Consider the following 21,343-nt stretch of genomic DNA (forward strand, 5'->3'; position numbering starts at 1 on the left):
TCTTAAGCAACCGTGGGGAGGGTGAGAATAAAGGTGCAGCCGTCCGGGCCATGCTCGGCCAGCCACAGTTTGCCATCATGAGCCTGCACGATCTGACGCGCAACATACAGTCCGAGACCGGTGCCGCCCGGCACCGGCGACGTGTGCTCGCCGCGACGATAGCGCTCAAAGATCAGTTCCGCTTGCCCGTCGGGCAGGCCCGGGCCGTGGTCGCGAATGCGCAGCTCGGTATGCCCGGCTTCGGAGCGGATATCGATGGCGATTTCACCGGGGGGCGAATACTTCACCGCGTTATCCAGCAGATTGGCGATGGCGATGCACAGCAGGCCGGCATCGGCCTGCAGCTGCGGGCTTTCCACCGCGCCGTGATGGCGGATGTTCAGGTAATGGTCGTGGGAGATGGCCACCACCGAGGCGGCCATGTTGATCACCGACAGCAGGGCGGTCTGCTGGCGATCGACGTGCAGGTCGTGTGAGGCGAGCCGGGCGTCGGCAAGGCAGTTATCGGTGAGCTGCACCAGACGGGTGGCGGCGCGCCCGATGCGATCGAAGCGCGCCTCCTGGCTGGCCGAGGCGGCCGAGAGGCGGAGATTTTCCAGCGCTGCCTGGATCACCGCCAGCGGCGTGCGGAATTCGTGCGCTACCATGCCCATAAACTGTCGCTGATGGAAGCTGGCTTCACGCTCAATCTGCAGCTCACGCGCCAGGCGCTGCTTCTGCTCCAGCTGGCGGTTTTCAGCGCGCACCCGCAGGATGGCAATGATCAGCACCGTAATGATGTGGACGATCAGCGCATACTGCCAGAGGGAATAGATCGCCATATGGAACGGGATTATCCCGTGGATAGACAACTGCACCAGCACCGCGGCGGCGACGTAGAACGGCGGCAGCAGACCCAGCAGCAGGGTGTTACGGTCGATAGCTTTTTTGCGCCACAGCCACCAGGAGGTGAACAGCAGCACCGGGGTGATAATGATGAAGATCACCCCTTCAATCTGCATCGCGAAGCCGTAAAACCCGAGCGGAATACTGACCTGCAGCACCAGGTTGAGGACCACCGCGGCGATCAGTAGCTGATGAAGCCGCGGCATATTCTTCTTCAAATCAAAAATCTCGCTGTGCAGCCAGAGGGCGGTAGCATAGCTGAACAGGGAGAGGCTGCTGATCATGAAGTCCTGGAACGGCAGCGCCGCGTGGCCGAAAAACCACTCCGGGAAGCCGTGCAGGGCGGCCACCAGCGGATAATTGAGCGAGAAAAGACAGATGCCCCACAGCAGACGCCGGCGCAGGGCCAGCGCCAGCCACAGCGCCACGCCGCTGGCGACGGCGGCCAGGCCGAAATAGAAGCTCCAGAAAGCGGTGTCGGCGGTCGCCCGCTGCACAAATTCCTGCGGCGAAGAGAGCGAGGCCAGCAGGATCAGGGTGCTGGTGCTCTGCAGGCGAAAGACCACCTCATAGCCGGCGGCGGTTGGCGGCGGGGGGATAATCAGTACGCTTTCCCGGTAGTGCAGGTCGCTCTCGCGGGCGACGTCGCGGTCGCCAAAGGTGCGCTGTTCCCAGGGGGCATCGCTGCCCAGAGGTCGGTAGTAAATGGTCAGATGGTCGACAAAAGAGGGGCCCAGCTGCAGCCAGCGCGGCTCCCCGGCAAACCACGTTCCCGGCAGCTCGCTGCGCAGCCACCAGGTTTTTCGCGAATAACCAAAGGAGGGGATCTGCCGGGTGGTGGCGAGCTGGTCTGTGGGCAGGGCGGCGAAGCGATCGATGGTCATCTGGCCGCTGGCGTCCGCGTACCACTGGACCGGAATATCAATGCCCACCTGGCGCGTCGCCGCCTGCGCCTGTGGGGCGACCAGCAGCAAGAATAATCCACAGCTGAGCAGCCAGCCTGCCAGGAACTGCGGCCGGCAACGCCGGACCGCTGCGAAGATCGCAGACACCCTTTTCAATCACGCCCCCTTGCGGCATGCCAACGATACAGACCGCAGACATCTGGCTACGGTATGGATAATACGCCCCCTGAAATGGGGAAGAGTGGACAGGCCTGTCCGGACGAACAGGCCATTTTGCGTGGGAGACCAGGAATATTCCAGTGTAATCTGCAGCGCCACGATCAGGACAGACCTGCTGCGCGGCGGCGGTGGGCTGGGGTTAGCGGAAAACCACCTGCGCCCAGCGGGCCAGCCCGGCGGTTACCGAGCCAAAATCATCGCCACCGGCCAGCGGAATACCCGGCAGCTGGGCGGCCAGCGCCTTTTTGATCAGCGGCGAGCGGGCGCTGCCGCCGGTAAGATAGATCACGTCCGGGGTGGTCTGGCTGCTGTCGAGCGCGAGCTGCACCTGTTCCATAATGCGGGTCAACGGTTGATCCAGCGCCGCTTCCAGACCCTGCTGGGCGATGGCGGTGGCCAGCTCGTCCTGAATAAACGGCAGCGCGGTTTCGACGCTGGCGGCGCTGGAGAGGGCGATTTTGCTCTCTTCGGCGCTGCGCACCAGACGATAGCTGAGACGCTGGCGCCAGACCTTGAGCAGCAGAGCCACCTTGTCGGCATCCCGGGCGCTGCGCAGCAGATCGTTAAGCAGACGGCCGTTGGCGGTGCTGTAGAAATCACTCTGCGCCGGCACGTCGTTGATGGCCACCGCGTTCCACCACGGGAGGATCGGCAGCGCGGTGCCTTTCTCCGTTTCGCCGCCCATACCGAGAAGGGGCATCAGGCATTTGAAGGCCAGGGCAATGTCGAGGTCGTTGCCGCCGATGCGGCAGCCGCTGTGGCCGAGCAGGCTCTGCTGGCGGTCGGCGCGCTCCCGCCACTGCGGGCCCATCAATAGCAAGGAACAGTCGGTGGTCCCACCGCCGATATCGACGACCAGCACCCGCTTTTCTTCATTGAGGGTGGCTTCGAAATCGAGCCCGGCGGCAACCGGTTCAAACTGGAAGACCACATCGTGGAAACCGGCGCGGAGAGCCGCCCGCTCAAGGATCCCCTGCGCCTGGGCGTTCGCGTCGTCGCCGCCGAGGCCCTGGAAGTTAATCGGCCGGCCAATCACCGCCTGGTCGATCTGCTCGGGCAGCTGGCTCTCAGCCTGCAGTTTGATGTGCAGCATCATGGCGCAGACCAGGTCTTCAAACAGGGCCACCTGCTGCGGCTTCAGCCCGCTGGCGCCGAGGAAGGATTTTGGCGATTTAACGAAGTAGACCTCTTCCGGATCTTCAACATACTGATGCAGCGAGGCGAGACCGAACTGCACGCTGTTGCGCAGCACCTCGATGTCTTCGTCGCGGTTGGCGGCAATGGCCCGGCGCAGCAGCGCCTGGTTTTCATCGCTGTGGGTGGGGACGTCATGATGGCGATAGAGCCACTCGCTGACCGCTTCGCGCGTTGGCGCGCAGAGCATCGAGGGCAGCAGCGCGCTGCCGTTTTCCAGAGTCAACAGCTGAGGGGTGTTTTCCCGCATCACGGCCACCGAACAGTTGGCGGTGCCGTAGTCAAAACCAATAAACATCGTCTGCAAAATCCCCATGCCGGTGAAGAAGGGGGGCGACTTTAGCGGATCGTCGCCAAGCCGACAACTGGAATTTAAAAGCAAGGCGCTGACGGTCAAGGGCGACTATCATTGAAACGCTATATAAAGGAGAGCTTATGGAGCTGTTACCCTGGACCCCGCCTTATGACTGGGCGTGGATGGTTGGTTTTCTGCAGGCGCGTGCCGTCGCCGGCGTCGAGCGCTTTGATGAAGGAGGCTATAGTCGCAGCTTTGGCGTTGAAGGGCATCGCGGGCTGATTCATCTGGCACCGGACGAGGAGGCGCAGGGCCTGCGGGTGACCCTCTCCCCGGGGCTGCAACCGGTGGCGGAGATCTGCTATGCGCGAATTGGCCAGCTGTTTGATTTAGCCTGCGACCCGCGGCAGGTCGCCGGGGCGTTGGGCTCTCTGGCCGAGGCGCGGCCGGGACTGCGCCTGCCGGGGGCGCTGGATGCCTTCGAACAGGCGGTGCGGGCGGTGCTGGGCCAGCTGGTGAGCGTGGCGATGGCCGCCCGGCTCACTGCCAAAGTGGCGGCTGGCTGGGGCGAACCGCTGGCGGAGGCGCCCTGCTATGTGTTGTTCCCGACGCCAGAGGCGCTGTCCCGGGCCGACCCGCAGGCGCTGAAGGCGCTGGGAATGCCGCTTCGGCGCGCGGAGGCGCTGATCCACCTCGCCCGGGCGGCGCTCAGCGGCGAGCTGCCCCTGACGGCGCCAGCGGACATCGACGCCGGGCTGCGTCAACTGCAGAGCCTGCCCGGGATTGGCCGCTGGACGGCAAACTACTTTGCTCTGCGCGGCTGGCAGGCGAAAGATATCTTTTTGCCGGATGATTACCTGATTAAACAGCGCTTTCCGGGAATGACCCCGGCCGCCATCGCTCGCTATGCCCGTCGCTGGCAGCCGATGCGATCGTATGCGCTGTTGCATATCTGGTATACCGATGACTGGATCCCGGCGGCGGAATAGCCGTCCGGGGCGCATACCACTGGTATCGGGACGCTGAAATCCCTATAATTGCCGCGTTTGGCGGTCCGCCGCCACCCTCCATCTCTATCCAGGTTAATCAGGTCGCAAAAATTTATGACTGATATGTCCCATCAGTGCGTCATTGTAGGTATCGCCGGCGCATCGGCTTCTGGCAAAAGTCTTATTGCCAGTACTCTCTATCGCGAATTGCGTGAACAAGTTGGCGACGAACATATTGGCGTCATTCCGGAAGACAGCTATTACAAAGATCAAAGTCATCTGTCGATGGAAGAGCGCGTCAAAACCAACTATGACCACCCGAGCTCAATGGACCACAGTCTGTTGTTCCAGCACCTGCAGATGCTGAAAAGCGGCCAGCCGATTGAACTGCCGGTCTATAGCTACGTCGAGCATACCCGCACGCCGAACACCATTCACGTCGAGCCGAAGAAGGTGATCATTCTTGAAGGGATCCTGCTGCTGACCGACGCGCGCCTGCGTAACGAGCTTAACTTCTCTATTTTCGTCGACACCCCGCTCGATATTTGCCTGATGCGCCGTATTAAGCGCGACGTTAACGAGCGCGGCCGCTCCATGGACTCGGTGATGGCCCAGTACCAGAAGACTGTGCGCCCGATGTTCCTGCAGTTTATTGAACCGTCGAAGCAGTATGCCGACATCATCGTGCCGCGCGGCGGCAAAAACCGCATCGCGATTGATATTCTGAAGGCCAAAATCAGTCAGTTCTTTGAATAACCTGGCCGAATTGTGTAACGTGCAAAGAGTAGCCCTGTTGCCCTCTCCGCCGCGAAGCGTGCGGGAAGCAGCCTTATAAGGAGAAAGCCCATGCGTCTGTGTGACCGAGATATCGAAGCCTGGTTGGATGAAGGGCGACTCGCCATCAATCCGCGCCCACCCGTTGAGCGTATTAATGGCGCGACGGTTGATGTACGGCTGGGTAATAAATTCCGCACCTTCCGCGGCCACACGGCGCCGTTTATCGATTTAAGCGGTCCGAAGGCCGAGGTCAGCGCCGCGCTGGACCGCGTGATGAGCGAAGAGATTGTCCTGCCGGAAGGGGAGGCCTTTTTCCTGCATCCGGGCGAACTGGCGCTGGCGGTGACCTATGAGTCAGTCACCCTGCCTGCCGATCTGGTGGGCTGGCTGGACGGACGCTCCTCACTGGCGCGGCTGGGGCTGATGGTGCACGTTACCGCGCACCGCATCGACCCGGGCTGGTCCGGCTGCATCGTGCTTGAGTTCTACAACTCCGGCAAACTGCCGCTGGCGCTGCGCCCGGGAATGCCTATCGGCGCACTGAGCTTTGAGCCATTATCGGGCCCGGCGGCCCGGCCGTATAACCGCCGTGAAGACGCCAAATATCGCGACCAGCAGGGCGCGGTGGCGAGCCGAATCGACAAGGATTGATAACGTCAACGGGGTGTTGCTGAGGGTGCCATGAGACGAATACTGACAACGCTGATGATCCTGCTGGCGGTCATTGTCGCCGGGCTTACCTCGTTGGTATTGCTGGTCAATCCCAACGATTTTCGCGCCTATATGGTGCATGAGGTGGCAGAGCGCAGCGGTTATCAGCTTGAACTCGATGGCCCGCTGCGCTGGCATGTCTGGCCGCAGCTCAGCATTCTCAGCGGACGCATGACGCTGACCGCCCGGGGCGCCGAAGAGCCGGTGATCCGCGCCGACAACATGCGCCTCGACGTGGCGCTGCTGCCGTTGCTGTCGCACCAGCTGCAGGTGAAGCAGGTGATGCTCAAGGGGGCGGTGATCCAGCTGACTCCGAAAACCGAAGCGGTACGCGATAGCGCTGCGCCGGTGGTGCCGCATGACAACACCCTGCCGCAGGCCCCGGAGGACCGCGGGTGGTCCTACGACGTGCGCCAGCTGCAGGTGGCCGACAGCGTGCTCTTCTTCCAGCATGAGAACGGCGAACAGGTCACTGTGCGTGATATCCGCCTGCAAATGGAGCAGGATGAGAATCACCGGGCCACCGTCGACTTCTCCGGCCGGATCAACCGCGACCAGCGCGACCTGGCGTTGAGCTTCTCCGCTACCGTGCAGGGCGGCGACTATCCCCACTCCTTAAAAGCCGACTTTAGCCAGCTAAGCTGGCAGCTGCGCGGCGCCGAGCTGCCTCCTGATGGCATTAATGGCCAGGGCAGCCTGCAGGCCAGCTGGCAGGAAGATGGCAAAACTCTGCGCTTTGACAACCTGAATCTGATGGCCAGCGGCAGCACCCTTACCGGCAACGGCAGCGTGGTGCTGGGTGATCGCCCGGACTGGTCGCTGGATCTCCACGCGACCACCCTGAATCTCGACAGCCTGCTGGCGCCCTCCTCGCCAGCGACCGACAGCAGCGCCAGCCAGCAGAGCCAGAGCCAGACGCGACCGCTGCGTCCGGTGATCGCCGACAGCGATGAGCGCGAAGATTACCAGAGCCTGCGCGGCTTTAACGGCCGGATGGCCCTGAGCGCCGACCAGTTGCAGTGGCGCGGCCTGAACTTCACCCAGGTGCAGAGCGAAATCAGCAACCAGCAGGGGCTGCTGACGGTCAGCAAAATGCAGGGCAACCTCGACGGCGGGCAGCTCTCTCTCCCCGGCACTCTGGATGCCCGTGGCGACACGCCGCAGGCGACGTTCCAGCCGGCGCTGCAGAATGTGGAGATCGGTTCGCTGATCAAAGCCTTTAACTATTCATTAAACCTGACCGGCAAGCTGTCGCTGACCGGCGAGTTTTCCGGAACACGCATTGACGCGGATGATTTCCGCCGTCACTGGCAGGGGCAGGCTCAGCTGCAGATGGCCGATACCCGTACCGAGGGGCTGAATTTCCAGCAGCTGGTGCAGCAGGCCGTGGAGCGCAGCACCAACGTGCGCGCGCAGGAGAATTACGACAATGCCACCCGCCTGGATTCCGTGAGCAGCCAGCTGACGCTGGATAACGGGGTGGTGACGCTGAACCGCCTGCAGGGGCAGTCCGACGTGATGGCGATGACCGGCGAAGGTCAGCTTGATCTGCAGAAAGAGAACTGCGATATGCGCTTTAACGTGCGCGTGCTTGGCGGCTGGAAAGGGGAGGGCAAACTTATCGACCGCCTGAAACAGACCGCCATCCCGCTGCGCATCTACGGCGACTGGCAGTCGCTGAGCTATAGTCTGCAGGTTGATCAGATCCTGCGCAAACAGCTACAGGATGAAGCGAAGCAGCGTCTCAACGACTGGGTTGAGCGTAATAAAGGCAGCAAAGAGAGCAAAGACGCCAAAAAGCTGCTCGATAAGCTGTAATCTCCACCACCGCGGCCCGGACCTTCCGGGCTGTGAGATTGTCGTCAGAGGGTGTGCCACGTTGATGCCGGGTGGCGGCTACGCCTGACCCGGCCTACGATATGTGCAATATCATCAGTTTGAGTCGCTATCCATGTAGGCCTGATAAGCGCAGCGCCATCAGGCAGTGTGGCAGCTGTAGAGCATCAATTCTCCGCGATGTGAGAATGTCGTCAACGTGTAATGTCACGATGATGCCGTGTGGCGGCTACGCCTGACCCGGCCTGGGATGTGCGCAATATCATCGGCTTGCGTCGCCAATTAATGTAGGCCTGATAAGCGAAGCGCCATCAGGCAATGTGGCAGCTGTAGAGCATCAATTCCCCGCGATGTGAGAATGTCGTCAACGTGTGATGTCATGTTGATGCCGGGTGGCGGCTACGCCTGACCCGGCCTGGGTTGTGCGGTGGGGGTAATACCCCGGTCTGCATTGCCATCCCGTAGGCCTGATAAGCGAAGCGCCATCAGGCATGGGTTTGATTATCCATCCCACCGCCCGGGATACCCCGGGCCGTTTTATGCCTGACGATTACACCTCATAATCCAGCTCATCCTGCTTTACCGGCGGGACGATCTGCACCTTTTGCACCCGATGGCTGTCGACCTGCAGCGTGCGCAGGATATAGCCGTCAATCTCAATGGTCTCCCCCACCTGCGGCACATGCTGCAGATACTCCATCAGCAGACCGGCGACGGTGTGGTACTCCCGTTTATCATCCAGCGGCAGCGGAACGTACTGCACCAGGTCCTCCAGCGGCATATGGCCGTTAACCGTCCACGAACCGTCCTGATGATGCTGAATATCGTGCCGGGCGTCGATCTCCTCCACCTCGTTGGGCAGATTACCGGCGATAGTCTCCATCACGTCGCTCAGGGTCACAATCCCCTCGACGGAACCAAACTCATCGACCACAAAGGCGAAGTGGGTGCGGGCCTGACGGAACTGCTCAAGCGCGGAGAGGAGCGGTAACCCCTCCGGAAAGACCAACGGCTGCCGCACCAGCACCTGTAGATCCAGCGGCTCCTGGCGCAGGGACTGCTGGAGCAGGTCAATAACATGAACCACTCCCAGCAGGTCTTCATTATCTTTCCCGCCGGTCACCACCAGCCGGGTGTGCTGATTTTTCTCCACCAGGCTGCGGATCTCTTCCTCCGGCGCGCTGAGGTTGATGCGCTCGATATCATGGCGTGACGTCATAATACTGCTGACGCTGCGCTGATTAAGGTTCAGCACCCGCTCAATCATCAACCTTTCCTGCGGATTAAACAAAGGATGATGGTCCTGATCGGCCACCAGCGACGCCGTGTCAGCATCCAGTTCAGCTTTTTCCTTCTGGCCGCTCAGCAGGTTCATCACCGCCTCGGTGGTGCGCTGACGCAGCGTCATATTGGCCGACAGGAAGCGACGGCGGTTAAACAGCGCCAGCTGGTTAAGGGCTTCAATCATGACTGAGAAGCCAATTGCCGCGTACAGATAGCCTTTCGGAATAATAAAGCTGAAGCCTTCAGCAATCAGGCTGAAGCCGATCATCAGCAGGAAGCTCAGACAGAGGATGACAATGGTCGGGTGGCTGTTAACGAAGCGCGTCAGGGCCTTGCTGGCCATCAGCATCAGGCTGATGGCGATGATCACCGCGGCCATCATCACCGCCAGGTGGTCGACCATGCCGACGGCAGTGATCACCGAGTCGAGCGAAAAGATGGCGTCGAGCACCACGATCTGCGCCACCACGGCCCAGAATTTCGCCCCTCTGCGCTGGGTGGGATTATCGCTGTCCTTCCCCTCCAGCCGTTCGTTGAGTTCGACGGTGGCTTTAAACAGCAGGAATAAGCCGCCGAACAGCATAATTAAATCGCGGGCGCTGAAGCTGAAGTCGTGAAAAACAATCAGCGGTTTGGTCAGGGTCACCAGCCAGGAGATAGAGGCCAGCAGCAGCAGACGCATGACCATTGCCAGCAGCAGACCGGTGATACGAGCGCGGTCGCGCTGGGCGGGCGGCAGCTTTTCGGCGAGGATAGCGATGAAAACCAGGTTATCGATACCCAACACCAGTTCGATAACCACCAGCGTGACGAGACCTGCCCAGATTGACGGATCGGCAATCCATTCCATATGTATTAAAACCTGTACGACTGCGGTATGTGTTACCACGATCATGGATAAGATGAGTCTAAAATGCAATAACGACGCGGATATCACTCCGCCAGGGGTGGATATATTTCCAGCAAATTAAGAGAACAGAAAAGAATTATGTTCCAGAAAAGATCAGCGGAAAAATAACAATATGGCGGAACGCGCTGGAATAAGCTTGCTGATATCAGAACCATAACCCGCTGCGTTCTGCCCGGCGCAAAAGCGCGGGCAGTCCCGTCGTTCTCCACGGTAGGCACCCTTCCTCATCCCCGGGTGAAGTGCGAAGCCCGCTCACAAAATCGGCATAATTCACATCATGAAGTTAGCGCAGAATAGCGCAGATCGCAGTTCTCTGCCGTGTTTTACGGTTATTATCCTGCCATATCTGGCTGTTTGTGCTGAAATATATTGCCTGGCGAAATTAATTATCTATATCTATTCTTTCCGGACACATGGGCGCCGCAGTCTGCAGCTGGCAGGGTCTGCGTACCAAAGGCCGCGATGTATGGGCCTTGCGGCGACATCGCGCTGTGCAGGGAAGCGGGCCGCTGAATATCCTGATGGAGAATAAGATTATTCTCACTTCAAACTGTTGGTAAAAGGAAGTTGTGTGTATTCTTTTAGGTGACAGTGAATTTAAGAATTTGGCGGGCAGATGCCCGGGCAGTATCCGTGTATTATCAGTTCCAATGGATTTGTGACATGTACAATTTTGCAAAACTGCGTGTTTTGCAACCAAACAGGTGAAGATGAATATGGCGAATTTGAAAGCGGTTATTCCGGTCGCAGGACTAGGCATGCATATGCTGCCGGCCACAAAGGCAATTCCAAAGGAGATGCTGCCGATCGTTGATAAGCCAATGATTCAGTACATTGTTGACGAAATCGTCGCCGCCGGGATCAAAGAGATTGTCCTGGTGACGCACTCCTCGAAGAATGCGGTGGAAAACCACTTTGATACCTCCTACGAGCTGGAAGCCCTACTTGAGCAGCGCGTGAAGCGCCAGCTGCTGGCGGAAGTCCAGGCCATTTGCCCGCCGGGCGTAACTATCATGAACGTGCGCCAGGCACAGCCGCTGGGTCTGGGCCACTCCATCCTCTGCGCCCGTCCGGTAGTCGGGGATAACCCGTTTGTGGTGGTGCTGCCGGATATCATTCTCGATGGCGGCACTGCAGACCCGCTGCGCTATAACCTCGCTGCCATGGTCGCTCGCTTTAACGAGACCGGCCGCAGCCAGGTGCTGGCGAAACGAATGCCGGGGGATCTCTCCGAATACTCCGTTATCCAGACCAAAGAGCCAATGGTGGCCGAAGGGCAGGTGGCGCGTATCGTCGAGTTTATTGAAAAACCGGACGAACCGCAGACCCTGGACTCCGACCTGATGGCAGTGGGCCGCTACGTGTTGTCGGCAGATATCTGGGCTGAACTTGAACGAACCCAGCCGGGCGCCTGGGGCCGTATCCAGCTAACCGACGCCATTGCCGAACTGGCGAAGAAGCAGTCCGTTGACGCGATGCTGATGACCGGCGAAAGCTATGACTGCGGTAAAAAAATGGGCTACATGCAGGCCTTCGTCACCTACGGGATGCGTAACCTGAAAGAAGGTACCAAATTCCGCGAAAGCATTAAAAAATTGCTGGCCTGAGCGCCGGCGTAAGGGTGAGCGGCAGGGCAGGGGTATTTTGCCACGCCGCTCATAACGTTATGCAGAAATTATTCATAACGTGAATGTTATAACGATTGTAAAGAAACGTATGGCTTCGGAGACTTCTGGTAGTTTGTCTCTGGCCTCTGTGGTGCAATGGTCGGAGTAGCGGCAATAATGCTTTGTGAATAGTCACTTAGTGCGACAATTCCTAAAGCGCAGGGAAAGCGGTCAACGTCAGCCAAAAATAAAACTTGACTGCGATCATGTTTCCGCTTTAAACATCTCACTTGCATGCATAAAAATGTGAAATGAATTGGCATGCGAGCTGGTACAGACATTACGGATAATCCCTGAGCACGGCAGTGGACATCATCGAAGGATCACAGGTATATGAACTGGCAACTCATCTCATTTTTTGGTGATAGCACCGTTTTGCTGCCCAGCGCAGCGGCGCTGTTTATTGTCCTGATGCTGCGTAAAACGTCGCGGTTGCTGGCGTGGCAGTGGAGTTTGCTGTTCGGCATCACCGGCGCCATCGTCTGCGCCTCCAAACTGGCCTTTATGGGCTGGGGTCTGGGTATTCGCGAGCTGGATTACACCGGCTTCAGCGGCCACTCAGCGCTTTCCGCGGCCTTCTGGCCTATCTTCCTGTGGCTGCTTAGTGCTCGTTTTTCCGCGGGCTTGCAAAAAGCAGCCGTCGCCACCGGCTATATTCTGGCCGCTGTGGTGGGTTATTCACGGCTGGTCATCCATGCGCATTCCGTCTCGGAAGTGATCGCTGGCCTGCTGCTCGGCGCTGCTGGTAGCGCTTTGTTCCTGTTGCTGCAAAAACGAATTTCTAATTCTGATTATAAAACTATACCTTGGGGTGGGGTTGCATGCCTGGTGATGGTCCCGCTTATCCTGTTGCATAGCGGCAGTAAAGCGCCGACTCAGTCCCTGCTGGAGCAAATCGCGACCGCAATTGGGCCGCTGGATAAACCTTTTACCAGAGAAGACCTTCAAAAGCAGGCCTGGTAATCGCCATTTGTTTTACAGGGGAAATTAAGTTTTCGCCGGTTAATTAGACAAATAAGAAAATAATCTACTATATACCCGGCAATTGATAATTCATATTTATGAAATAATGCAGTGCTACTACATTGTTATTGTCAATTTGCCTGGATATAGCTTTGATCAGACGTTTCTTAAATGCGCTGGGACGTTACCTGATGCACATTCATTGAATATCCAGACACTGGAAACTATTAGAAATTGTAGTTGACTATAACGCCATCATCTGATTTTTGCATGATGATGGGTTATGGAAAAAGACGTTTTTTTACAGTCAGTTAGCTGCATGTGTGATGATGTAGTAGTACCGGCAAGATTTCTAACCATGGAAATCAGTGAATAATCTTAATTGGTGACCCGCTTATTTTTTGTCAGTAGAACGACAGGGGCATTAATTGGCAGATATTCGGTAACAACACTCCCAATTGTGACCGAAATCCCGTAAACTTAACGCCGCTAAAAATAATGGCCTGACCAATTATTCATCCACAGGTCGATAAAAATTAAGTCGTTCAGGTAGTCAGTACGCTGGTAGCTGTTAAGCCAGGGGCGGTAGCGTCGCTAAAGCCGCTTGCTGCTGCACAGAGGTTCTCTTCAACGGCTGAAAAATCGTCCCGGTCAGGATGATCGCCCTCAATAGATATCTATCAATTTTCAACGGATATCCTCAGAAGTTGGCCAGGAACGGCTGCTGATATCGCCTGGACATTAACTTTCCTGTCTCATCGATAGCCTGTAGGGTAAAATTCGCCTACATTGTGAGCTGAGTGGATGTTATAAGGCTAACAAGCAGCTTAGGGTAAATGTACTTGCCTCGCCGGTGTTGCACAGTGAAGTCAGCTGGTACCGCGAGCGCTTTCTATCTTGGTATTCCCCTCATTCTCATTGAGATACGACAGCGGGGCTGAAAATGGATCTTGTACAATGATAAAAATTGCGCGCATTGCCGTGACATTGGGCTTGCTTTCTTCACTGGGAGCCCAGGCTTACGCGGCCGGGTTAGTCGTAAATGATAACGATCTGCGAAACGACCTTGCCTGGCTTTCTGATCGCGGGGTCATCCATCTGAGCCTGTCGACCTGGCCGCTGAGCCAGGAAGAGATCGCCCGGGCGCTAAAAAAGGCCAAACCGTCCTATTCTTCTGAGCAAGTGGTGCTGGCCCGCATTAACCAGCGACTGTCTGCTTTAAAAGCCGATTTCCGGATTACCGGCTATACCTCGACCGACCAGCCGGGCACTCCGCAGGGGTTTGGCCAGACGCAGCCGGCAGATAATTCGTTAGGCCTGGCGTTCAACAACAGCGGCGAGTGGTGGGATGTCCATCTCCAGGGCAACGTCGAAGGGGGAGAGCGGATCAGCAACGGCTCGCGCTTCAACGCCAACGGCGCCTACGGCGCGGTGAAGTTCTGGAATCAGTGGCTCTCCTTTGGCCAGGTACCCCAGTGGTGGGGGCCAGGGTATGAAGGCAGCCTGATCCGTGGGGATGCAATGCGGCCGATGACTGGCTTCCTGATGCAGCGAGCAGAGCAGACAGCGCCGGAGACTTGGTGGCTGCGCTGGGTAGGCCCGTGGCAGTACCAGATCTCTGCCAGCCAGATGAATCAGTACACCGCTGTACCGCGTGCCAAAATTATTGGTGGCCGCTTTACTTTCTCTCCTTTCCAGTCACTTGAACTAGGCGCATCGCGCATTATGCAGTGGGGCGGGGAAGGGCGGCCTGAGTCATTTAGTAGCTTCTGGGATGGCTTTACAGGGAAAGACAATACCGGGACAGATAACGAACCTGGTAACCAGCTGGCTGGCTTTGACTTTAAGTTTAAACTCGAGCCGACCCTCGGCTGGCCGGTCAGTTTCTACGGACAAATGATCGGCGAAGATGAGTCAGGTTATCTGCCTTCGGCAAATATGTTCCTCGGCGGGGTCGAAGGGCACCACGGATGGGGAAAAGATGCTGTAAACTGGTACCTGGAAGCACATGATACGCGTACCAATATGAGCCGAACCAATTACAGTTATACCCATCATATCTATAAAGATGGCTATTATCAGCAGGGTTATCCGCTGGGTGACGCAATGGGTGGTGATGGTCAACTCGTTGCCGGTAAAGTTGAGCTTATTACGGAGGATAACCAGCGCTGGAGCACGCGCTTAGTATACGCGAAGGTTAACCCGGAAAATCAGTCGATCAACAAAGCGTTCCCTCATGCGGATACTCTAAAAGGTGTACAGCTGGGCTGGAGCGGCGATGTTTATCAGTCGGTCCGCTTGAATACTTCACTGTGGTACACCAACGCTAACAACAGCGACAGCGATGACGTTGGGGCCAGCGCAGGGATAGAGATACCGTTTAGTTTATAAGGCTGAATGCTGAAATCTGGGGAGAGGGGTGGTAGCGCTGCAGGAAGCAGTCAGCTTTTATCTCTCCATAAGCCGGCAGGGAAGCAACGGCTATGACAGCTGCTCAGGAATTGGCAAATCTTGTTTTACTGATGATGTGACATTATGAAGAAAAAACTTGTTAGATTTTCGGCATTAGCATTGGCAATTGGGTTTTTATCGGGTTGTACAATCATCCCTGGTCAGGGATTAAACAGTCTGCGTAAGAACGTCGTGGAACTTCCTGACAGCGACTATGATCTGGATAAACTGGTCAATGTGTACCCAATGACTCCGGGTCTAATCGATCAACTGCGTCCGGAGACCGTTCTTGCTCGTCCCAACCCGCAGTTGGATAATTTACTCCGTAGTTATGAATATCGTATTGGGGTAGGTGACGTGCTCATGGTTACCGTATGGGACCACCCTGAACTAACTACTCCTGCTGGCCAATACCGTAGCGCCAGCGACACTGGTAACTGGGTAAACTCCGATGGTACCATTTTCTATCCTTATATCGGTAAGGTACAGGTGGCGGGTAAAACCCTTAGCCAAGTTCGCCAAGATATTGCAAGTCGTTTAACTACATATATTGAGAGCCCTCAAGTAGACGTAAGCATTGCTGCTTTTAGGTCGCAAAAAACTTATGTTACCGGTGAGGTAATGAAGTCTGGTCAACAGCCGATAACAAATATACCTTTAACAGTTATGGATGCGATCAATGCTGCTGGTGGACTGGCGCCTGATGCTGATTGGCGCAATGTTGTATTAACTCATAATGGTAAAGATACTAAGATTTCGTTATATGCTTTAATGCAAAAAGGTGACTTATCACAGAATAGACTCCTCTATCCTGGCGATATATTGTTTGTGCCTCGTAATGACGATCTTAAAGTGTTTGTGATGGGAGAAGTTGTTAAGCAAAGTACCTTGAAAATGGATCGTAGTGGTATGACCTTAGCCGAGGCAATTGGTAATGCTGAAGGCATGTCACAAGCATTCAGTGATGCAACAGGCGTTTTTGTTATTCGCCAGCTAAAAGGAGATAAGCAAGGAAAAATTGCGAATATTTACCAACTGAATGCCCAAGATGCTTCAGCAATGGTCTTAGGAACAGAATTCCATTTACAACCATATGATATAGTATATGTTACGACCGCACCAATAGTGCGCTGGAATCGTGTGATATCACAACTTGTACCTACAATTACTGGAGTACATGATATGACAGAAACAGCAAAATTTATTAAGGAGTGGCCGTAAAAATGTTCGACTCAATACTTGTTGTCTGTACGGGTAATATATGTAGATCTCCAATTGGAGAAAGATATTTACAAAGTTTACTTCCACATAAAAAAATAGCCTCGGCAGGGACAGGGGCCTTGGTTGATCATCCTGCAGATAAAAATGCTGATAAAATATCAAGAATGAATGGCTTGTCGTTGGATGGCCATATCGGAAAGCAATTTACGGCATCTATGGGAAGGGATTACGAGTTAATTTTGGTAATGGAAAAAAAACATATTGAACAAATAGGGAAAATCGCTCCAGAGTTACGGGGTAAAACAATGCTTTTTGGGCATTGGCTTCAGCAACGTGAAATTCCTGATCCTTATAAGAAAAGTGAGGAAGCATTTTCTCTGGTGTATCAATTGATTGCACAAGCTGGAAATCTATGGGCCCAAAAACTAGGTGCTAAATAATCGGGAATAAGCGAATGGTATCTGTAACGAAAACATCAGCAAGTAAAAATGAAGATGATATCGATTTAAGTCGATTAGTGGGCGAGTTTATTGATCATCGAAAACTTATCATTTCTGTAACATCATTATTTACAGTAATAGCTTTGGTATACGCATTGTTTGCTACGCCTATATATCAAGCAGATGCATTAATTCAGGTTGAACAAAAACAAGCTAATGCTATTTTGACTAACCTGAGTCAAATGTTACCAGACAGTCAACCACAATCAGCCCCAGAAATAGCTCTTTTACAGTCGCGCATGGTACTGGGCAAGACAGTAGACGATTTAAATTTACAAGCGCGAATAACGCCAAAATATTTTCCAATCTTGGGTCGTGGTTGGGCAAGATTAACAGGAACAAAAAATGGTGAGTTGAGAATAGCAAAATTATTTATACCTGGTGCAAATGAAGATTACATACCAAAGTTACAACTGAATGTTATTGATGATAAAAGATATGAAATAGTAGGCGATGACTTTTCTTTTGAAGCCGATTTTGGGAAGCTTACTGAAAAAAATGGCGTAGTTATTGATATCGCCAATTTGTCGGCTAAACCAGGAGATAAGTTTTATATATCATATACAACTCGGTTAAAAGCTATTAATGATCTTCAGGATTCATTTTCTGTTAATGATCAAGGGAAAGACACTGGGATATTAACTTTATCCATTTCTGGTTCTGAACCGAGTCTTATAAAAGTAATATTAGATAGAATTACAGAAAATTATCTTGAGCAAAATATCGAAAGACAAGCTGCACAAGATGCTAAAAGCTTGGAGTTTCTGAATCAACAATTACCAAAGGTAAGAGGTGAACTTGATATTGCAGAAGACAAACTGAATGCTTATCGACGTAAAAGTGATTCTGTTGATCTATCGTTAGAGGCAAAGTCTGTTCTTGAGCAGATTGTTAATGTTGATAACCAGCTAAACGAGTTGACGTTTAAAGAATCAGAGATTTCCCAGCTATATACCAGAGAGCATCCAACATATAAATCACTTATGGAGAAGCGTAAAACGCTTCTTGATGAGAAAAGTAAGCTGAATAAGCGTGTGTCAGCGATGCCAGAAACACAGCAAGAGATATTGCGTTTGAGTCGCGACGTGGAATCTGGACGAGCGGTATATATGCAACTTCTTAACAGACAACAAGAGTTAAATATCGCTAAGTCTAGTGCTATAGGTAACGTTAGAATTATTGATGATGCTATAACTCAACCAAAGCCAGTAAAACCTAAAAAGGTATTGGTTGTAATCATTGGTTTAGTTCTAGGATTTATGATATCTGTAGGGCTTGTACTTATAAGAGTATTTCTGAGAAGAGGAATAGAATCTCCTGAACAACTTGAAGAAATCGGTATTAGTGTCTATGCCAGCATTCCTGTTTCTGAGAGTTTTACCAAGAAAATAAATAATTCAAATAAAGTTAAAAACGTGAAGGCTGCTGAATATCAAGGTTTTCTAGCTCTTGATAATCCAGCTGATATAGCCTTAGAAGCTATAAGAGGTCTGCGTACAAGTCTCCATTTTGCAATGATGGATGCAAAAAATGATATATTAATGATATCAGGGGCGAGCCCAAATGCAGGTAAGACATTTGTTAGTACAAACTTAGCAGCAGTAACTGCACAAACAAATAAAAAAGTATTGTTTATAGATGCAGATATGCGCAAAGGTTATACCCATAAGTTATTCAATGTAAATAACGATAATGGCTTGTCTGATTACCTTTCTGGGCGGGTTGATACTGAAAAATGTATTAAAGCTATATCAGCAGGTTTTGATTTTATATCCAGAGGCGCAGTTCCACCTAATCCAGCTGAACTATTAATGAATTCAAGACTTGAAAAATTGCTTGATTGGGCGAAAGATAATTATGAATTAGTTATCGTAGATACACCGCCAATACTCGCTGTAACGGATGCTGCAATAATTGGTCGTCATGTCGGAACGACTCTGCTAGTAGCCCGATTCGAACTAAATACACCAAAGGAAATTGAAGTTAGTTTACGTAGATTTGATAATAGTGGTGTACATATTAATGGTTGTATTCTTAACGGTGTAATGAAAAAAGCAAGTAGTTACTATGGTTATGGCTACAATCATTATGGGTATTCTTATTCTGATAAGGATTAATTAATATATCCCCTCGTATAAATTCGAGGGGAGTTATTGGTGGGGTAATCATGGATTCGGTTGGTATCTTTAGAAATCAGCTTTTCAAAAAATCGGAAGTTTTTATCCGACAGCAAGCTGAGTCTTTAACTAGACATAAAATTCATTATATTGGTAGAAAATTATATGGGGATCCACCTCATGATGCTTCTTATAAGGTTATTAACGAGAATAATACACTCTCAGAAAGAATCAGCGAAATATGGAATGTGTTAACAAGAGATAGCATTTCATATTTAAAAATGACAGAACAAACTAGGTTAGATTTAATACACTGTCATTTTTCGCTGGATGGTATTTATGCGTTAGATTTGGCGAGAAAAAAAGATATCCCGCTAATTACCACTTTACATGGTTTCGATGTAACTACGAAATCACATAAATGGCTATTATCAAAATCACCAACATATATTAATTATTTTTTTAATCAAAATAAATTAAAAAATGGGGAGCACAAATTCTTATGTGTCTCCGATTTTATTTATAATGCAGCAATTAATAATGGCTTTAACGAAAATAATTTAATAAAGCATTATATTGGAATAGATGTTGATAAATATAATATAAGAGAGAAAGCGGAAGAGCAAAAGATAATACTACATGTCGCTAGGTTAGTTGAGAAAAAAGGTACTGCAACACTCATATCGGCTATGCGCAATATCTCCAGGAATTTCCCTGAATACAAACTTGTTATCATCGGTGAAGGCCCTTTGCAAGTACAACTATTAGAGCAAGCTAAGGGATTAAATCTCGAAAATAATATTTCCTTTCTAGGAGCTAAATCACACGTAGAAGTAATGCAATGGATGAGGAAAGCAAGTTTATTAGTACTCCCAAGCATTACTGCTAAAAATGGAGACGCTGAAGGACTGGGCATGGTTTTGTTAGAGGCTGCGGCAACAGGAGTACCATTAATAGGTACAAATCATGGAGGTATTCCTGAAGTCATAAAAGACTCTATTAATGGTTATCTTGTTAATGAAAAAGATGCTGATATGCTACAAGATAGGATTTCATACTTACTTAATAACGATAGTGTGAGACATCAAATGGGGCGAGCAGCAAGGGACGTAATAAATAGGGATTTTAATATTCATATTCAAAGCGCTAAATTAGAAGATATTTATCAAAAATTAATTCATGGTTAATCGAAGTTACAATCATATATTTTAGGTGGGGAAAATGGAAAAATTGACCAAAAATATCATTATTTTATCTACTGCTGACTGGGATAATCCATTCTGGACAAATAAACAGCATGTTGCTTTAGATTTAGCGAAAAAAGGGTATAACATTTTCTACATTGACTCACTTGGATTAAGGAAGCCGGGATTAAATAAGAAAGATTTTAAGCGAATTTTCAATCGATTAGTTAAAGGTATTCGGCCGCCTAAAAAAGTACATCAAAACATAAAGGTATGGTCGCCGGTCTTGATTCCATTTAATGATAACTCCATTATTCGTAAAATAAATAATATTTTGTTTAATAGTCTACTGAAATTATGGAGTAATGACAAAAAAAGTAAAACAACTTTGTGGACTTATAATCCACTAACTACTCAATTTCTTGACCTGACAGATTTCAGTTATGTAGTCTATCATTGCGTGGATGAAATAAAAGCGCAACCAGGGATGCCGATTGATATTTTGGAGCAGAAAGAAGAAGAATTGACTAGGAATGCAGATATTGTTTTTGTAACTTCTCCAACTCTTTTAGAAAGCAGAAAAGTATGGAGTAACAATGTTCATTACTTCTCAAATGTTGCAGATTATGATCATTTTTCAAAGGCTTTAGAACAATCTACAATAATTCCTGAGGATTTAAGGGGAATTGATGGGCCAATATTGGGATTTATTGGGGCTATTAGTTCATATAAAATCAATTTTTTATTGCTTGAGAAAATAGCAAAATCGCATCCTGAATGGAATATTGTACTAATTGGTGATGTTGGGGAGGGAGATCCAAATACAAATGTCGATATATTGAAGAAACTTAAAAATATTCATTTCTTAGGTGCGAAAGATTATAGTTCTCTGCCTTCTTATTTAAAAGGTTTTGATGTTGCGTTATTACCAAATAATATTAATAGTTATACTGACAATATGTTTCCTATGAAGTTTTTTGAATATTTAGCTGCGGGACGTAATGTCGTTAGTGTTAATCTTCCATCTATCAAAGAATTTTCAGAATACTTTAAGTTAACCAATAATGATAATGATTTTATTCAAGCAATTGAATCTATCTTGCAAGGAGATTCAGTTGAGCTAGATAAAATTCAACTGTTAGCGAAACAGTTTACGTATGATACAAGGACGAGAAAAATGATAAATCTAATAAATCAGCCTGAGCTAATAAAGTAGTATTAAGTAAGCTCTGTAC

15 protein-coding genes and 1 pseudogene are annotated in these 21,343 nt (G+C 51.4%); 12 read left to right on the plus strand and 4 right to left on the minus strand.

Annotation, left to right across the window (positions count from 1 at the left end; translation table 11 throughout):
* Positions 1–2: 2 nt before the first annotated feature.
* Together CW267_RS13175 and yegD are read right to left on the minus strand one after the other, a co-directional pair.
* The gene (locus CW267_RS13175) at positions 3–1,859 is read right to left on the minus strand and encodes a sensor histidine kinase (RefSeq protein WP_023322983.1); all 1,857 of its coding nucleotides are present in this window, start codon (positions 1,857–1,859) and stop codon (positions 3–5) included.
* A gap of 289 nt (positions 1,860–2,148) precedes the next feature.
* Positions 2,149–3,501, minus strand: coding sequence for a molecular chaperone (gene yegD / locus CW267_RS13180; RefSeq protein WP_077139368.1), 1,353 nt, complete (start codon positions 3,499–3,501; stop codon positions 2,149–2,151).
* A gap of 137 nt (positions 3,502–3,638) precedes the next feature.
* On the opposite strand from yegD, the gene alkA reads away from it, so the two are divergent.
* The 4 genes from alkA (at position 3,639) to asmA (ending at position 7,793) form a co-directional block, all read left to right on the plus strand.
* Entirely contained in the window at positions 3,639–4,487 is an 849-nt protein-coding gene (gene alkA / locus CW267_RS13190; protein ID WP_044614006.1) for a DNA-3-methyladenine glycosylase 2, read from the plus strand.
* Positions 4,488–4,601: 114 nt separating this feature from the next.
* Positions 4,602–5,243: a uridine kinase gene (gene udk / locus CW267_RS13195; protein WP_002912442.1), complete on the plus strand. Its 642-nt coding sequence runs from the start codon at positions 4,602–4,604 to the stop codon at positions 5,241–5,243.
* Positions 5,244–5,333: 90 nt separating this feature from the next.
* A complete protein-coding gene (gene dcd, locus CW267_RS13200) occupies positions 5,334–5,915 on the plus strand; it encodes a dCTP deaminase (RefSeq protein ID WP_004151145.1) in 582 nt (193 codons plus the stop codon).
* A gap of 30 nt (positions 5,916–5,945) precedes the next feature.
* Positions 5,946–7,793, plus strand: coding sequence for an outer membrane assembly protein AsmA (asmA, locus tag CW267_RS13205; RefSeq protein WP_065803050.1), 1,848 nt, complete (start codon positions 5,946–5,948; stop codon positions 7,791–7,793).
* A 568-nt stretch (positions 7,794–8,361) separates the two neighbouring features.
* Here asmA and CW267_RS13210 read toward each other — a convergent pair.
* The gene (locus CW267_RS13210; RefSeq protein ID WP_049139673.1) at positions 8,362–9,945 is read right to left on the minus strand and encodes a TerC family protein; all 1,584 of its coding nucleotides are present in this window, start codon (positions 9,943–9,945) and stop codon (positions 8,362–8,364) included.
* Between the two features lie 770 nt (positions 9,946–10,715).
* Here CW267_RS13210 and galF point away from each other — a divergent pair.
* Together galF and CW267_RS13225 are read left to right on the plus strand one after the other, a co-directional pair.
* A pseudogene (gene galF / locus CW267_RS13220) lies at positions 10,716–11,690 on the plus strand (GalU regulator GalF).
* Positions 11,691–12,005: 315 nt separating this feature from the next.
* Positions 12,006–12,635, plus strand: a complete 630-nt coding sequence (locus CW267_RS13225; RefSeq protein ID WP_032754971.1) for a phosphatase PAP2 family protein — start codon at positions 12,006–12,008, stop codon at positions 12,633–12,635.
* A 545-nt stretch (positions 12,636–13,180) separates the two neighbouring features.
* Here CW267_RS13225 and CW267_RS30540 read toward each other — a convergent pair.
* On the minus strand, positions 13,181–13,306 hold the full coding sequence (locus tag CW267_RS30540) for a hypothetical protein (protein ID WP_373876382.1): 126 nt from the start codon (positions 13,304–13,306) through the stop codon (positions 13,181–13,183).
* A 286-nt stretch (positions 13,307–13,592) separates the two neighbouring features.
* Here CW267_RS30540 and CW267_RS13230 point away from each other — a divergent pair, with 286 nt between their 5' ends.
* From CW267_RS13230 to CW267_RS13255, 6 genes are all read left to right on the plus strand, one after another.
* Positions 13,593–15,026 (plus strand): capsule assembly Wzi family protein, encoded by a 1,434-nt coding sequence (locus CW267_RS13230; RefSeq protein WP_100781302.1) that lies wholly within the window; start codon positions 13,593–13,595, stop codon positions 15,024–15,026.
* Positions 15,027–15,170: 144 nt separating this feature from the next.
* On the plus strand, positions 15,171–16,307 hold the full coding sequence (locus CW267_RS13235) for a polysaccharide export protein (RefSeq protein ID WP_032440188.1): 1,137 nt from the start codon (positions 15,171–15,173) through the stop codon (positions 16,305–16,307).
* Positions 16,308–16,309: 2 nt separating this feature from the next.
* Entirely contained in the window at positions 16,310–16,747 is a 438-nt protein-coding gene (locus CW267_RS13240) for a protein-tyrosine-phosphatase (protein ID WP_032754962.1), read from the plus strand.
* Between the two features lie 14 nt (positions 16,748–16,761).
* Positions 16,762–18,924, plus strand: coding sequence for a polysaccharide biosynthesis tyrosine autokinase (locus CW267_RS13245; RefSeq protein ID WP_032754960.1), 2,163 nt, complete (start codon positions 16,762–16,764; stop codon positions 18,922–18,924).
* Positions 18,925–18,974: 50 nt separating this feature from the next.
* A complete protein-coding gene (locus CW267_RS13250; protein ID WP_032754957.1) occupies positions 18,975–20,111 on the plus strand; it encodes a glycosyltransferase in 1,137 nt (378 codons plus the stop codon).
* A 34-nt stretch (positions 20,112–20,145) separates the two neighbouring features.
* On the plus strand, positions 20,146–21,324 hold the full coding sequence (locus CW267_RS13255; protein WP_032754955.1) for a glycosyltransferase: 1,179 nt from the start codon (positions 20,146–20,148) through the stop codon (positions 21,322–21,324).
* The last annotated feature ends 19 nt before the right edge of the window (positions 21,325–21,343 follow it).

This window comes from Klebsiella sp. X1-16S-Nf21, from assembly GCF_002837615.1.
Classification (GTDB): domain Bacteria; phylum Pseudomonadota; class Gammaproteobacteria; order Enterobacterales; family Enterobacteriaceae; genus Klebsiella; species Klebsiella variicola.

Excerpts from the sequence above, each read along its gene's own strand:
- yegD (WP_077139368.1), bottom strand. The coding sequence starts at position 3,501 with ATGTTTATTGGTTTTGACTACGGCACCGCCAACTGTTCGGTGGCCGTG.
- alkA (WP_044614006.1), top strand. The coding sequence starts at position 3,639 with ATGGAGCTGTTACCCTGGACCCCGCCTTATGACTGGGCGTGGATGGTT.
- udk (WP_002912442.1), top strand. The coding sequence starts at position 4,602 with ATGACTGATATGTCCCATCAGTGCGTCATTGTAGGTATCGCCGGCGCA.
- dcd (WP_004151145.1), top strand. The coding sequence starts at position 5,334 with ATGCGTCTGTGTGACCGAGATATCGAAGCCTGGTTGGATGAAGGGCGA.
- asmA (WP_065803050.1), top strand. The coding sequence starts at position 5,946 with ATGAGACGAATACTGACAACGCTGATGATCCTGCTGGCGGTCATTGTC.
- CW267_RS13210 (WP_049139673.1), bottom strand. The coding sequence starts at position 9,945 with ATGGAATGGATTGCCGATCCGTCAATCTGGGCAGGTCTCGTCACGCTG.
- CW267_RS13225 (WP_032754971.1), top strand. The coding sequence starts at position 12,006 with ATGAACTGGCAACTCATCTCATTTTTTGGTGATAGCACCGTTTTGCTG.
- CW267_RS13230 (WP_100781302.1), top strand. The coding sequence starts at position 13,593 with ATGATAAAAATTGCGCGCATTGCCGTGACATTGGGCTTGCTTTCTTCA.
- CW267_RS13235 (WP_032440188.1), top strand. The coding sequence starts at position 15,171 with ATGAAGAAAAAACTTGTTAGATTTTCGGCATTAGCATTGGCAATTGGG.
- CW267_RS13240 (WP_032754962.1), top strand. The coding sequence starts at position 16,310 with ATGTTCGACTCAATACTTGTTGTCTGTACGGGTAATATATGTAGATCT.
- CW267_RS13245 (WP_032754960.1), top strand. The coding sequence starts at position 16,762 with ATGGTATCTGTAACGAAAACATCAGCAAGTAAAAATGAAGATGATATC.
- CW267_RS13250 (WP_032754957.1), top strand. The coding sequence starts at position 18,975 with ATGGATTCGGTTGGTATCTTTAGAAATCAGCTTTTCAAAAAATCGGAA.
- CW267_RS13255 (WP_032754955.1), top strand. The coding sequence starts at position 20,146 with ATGGAAAAATTGACCAAAAATATCATTATTTTATCTACTGCTGACTGG.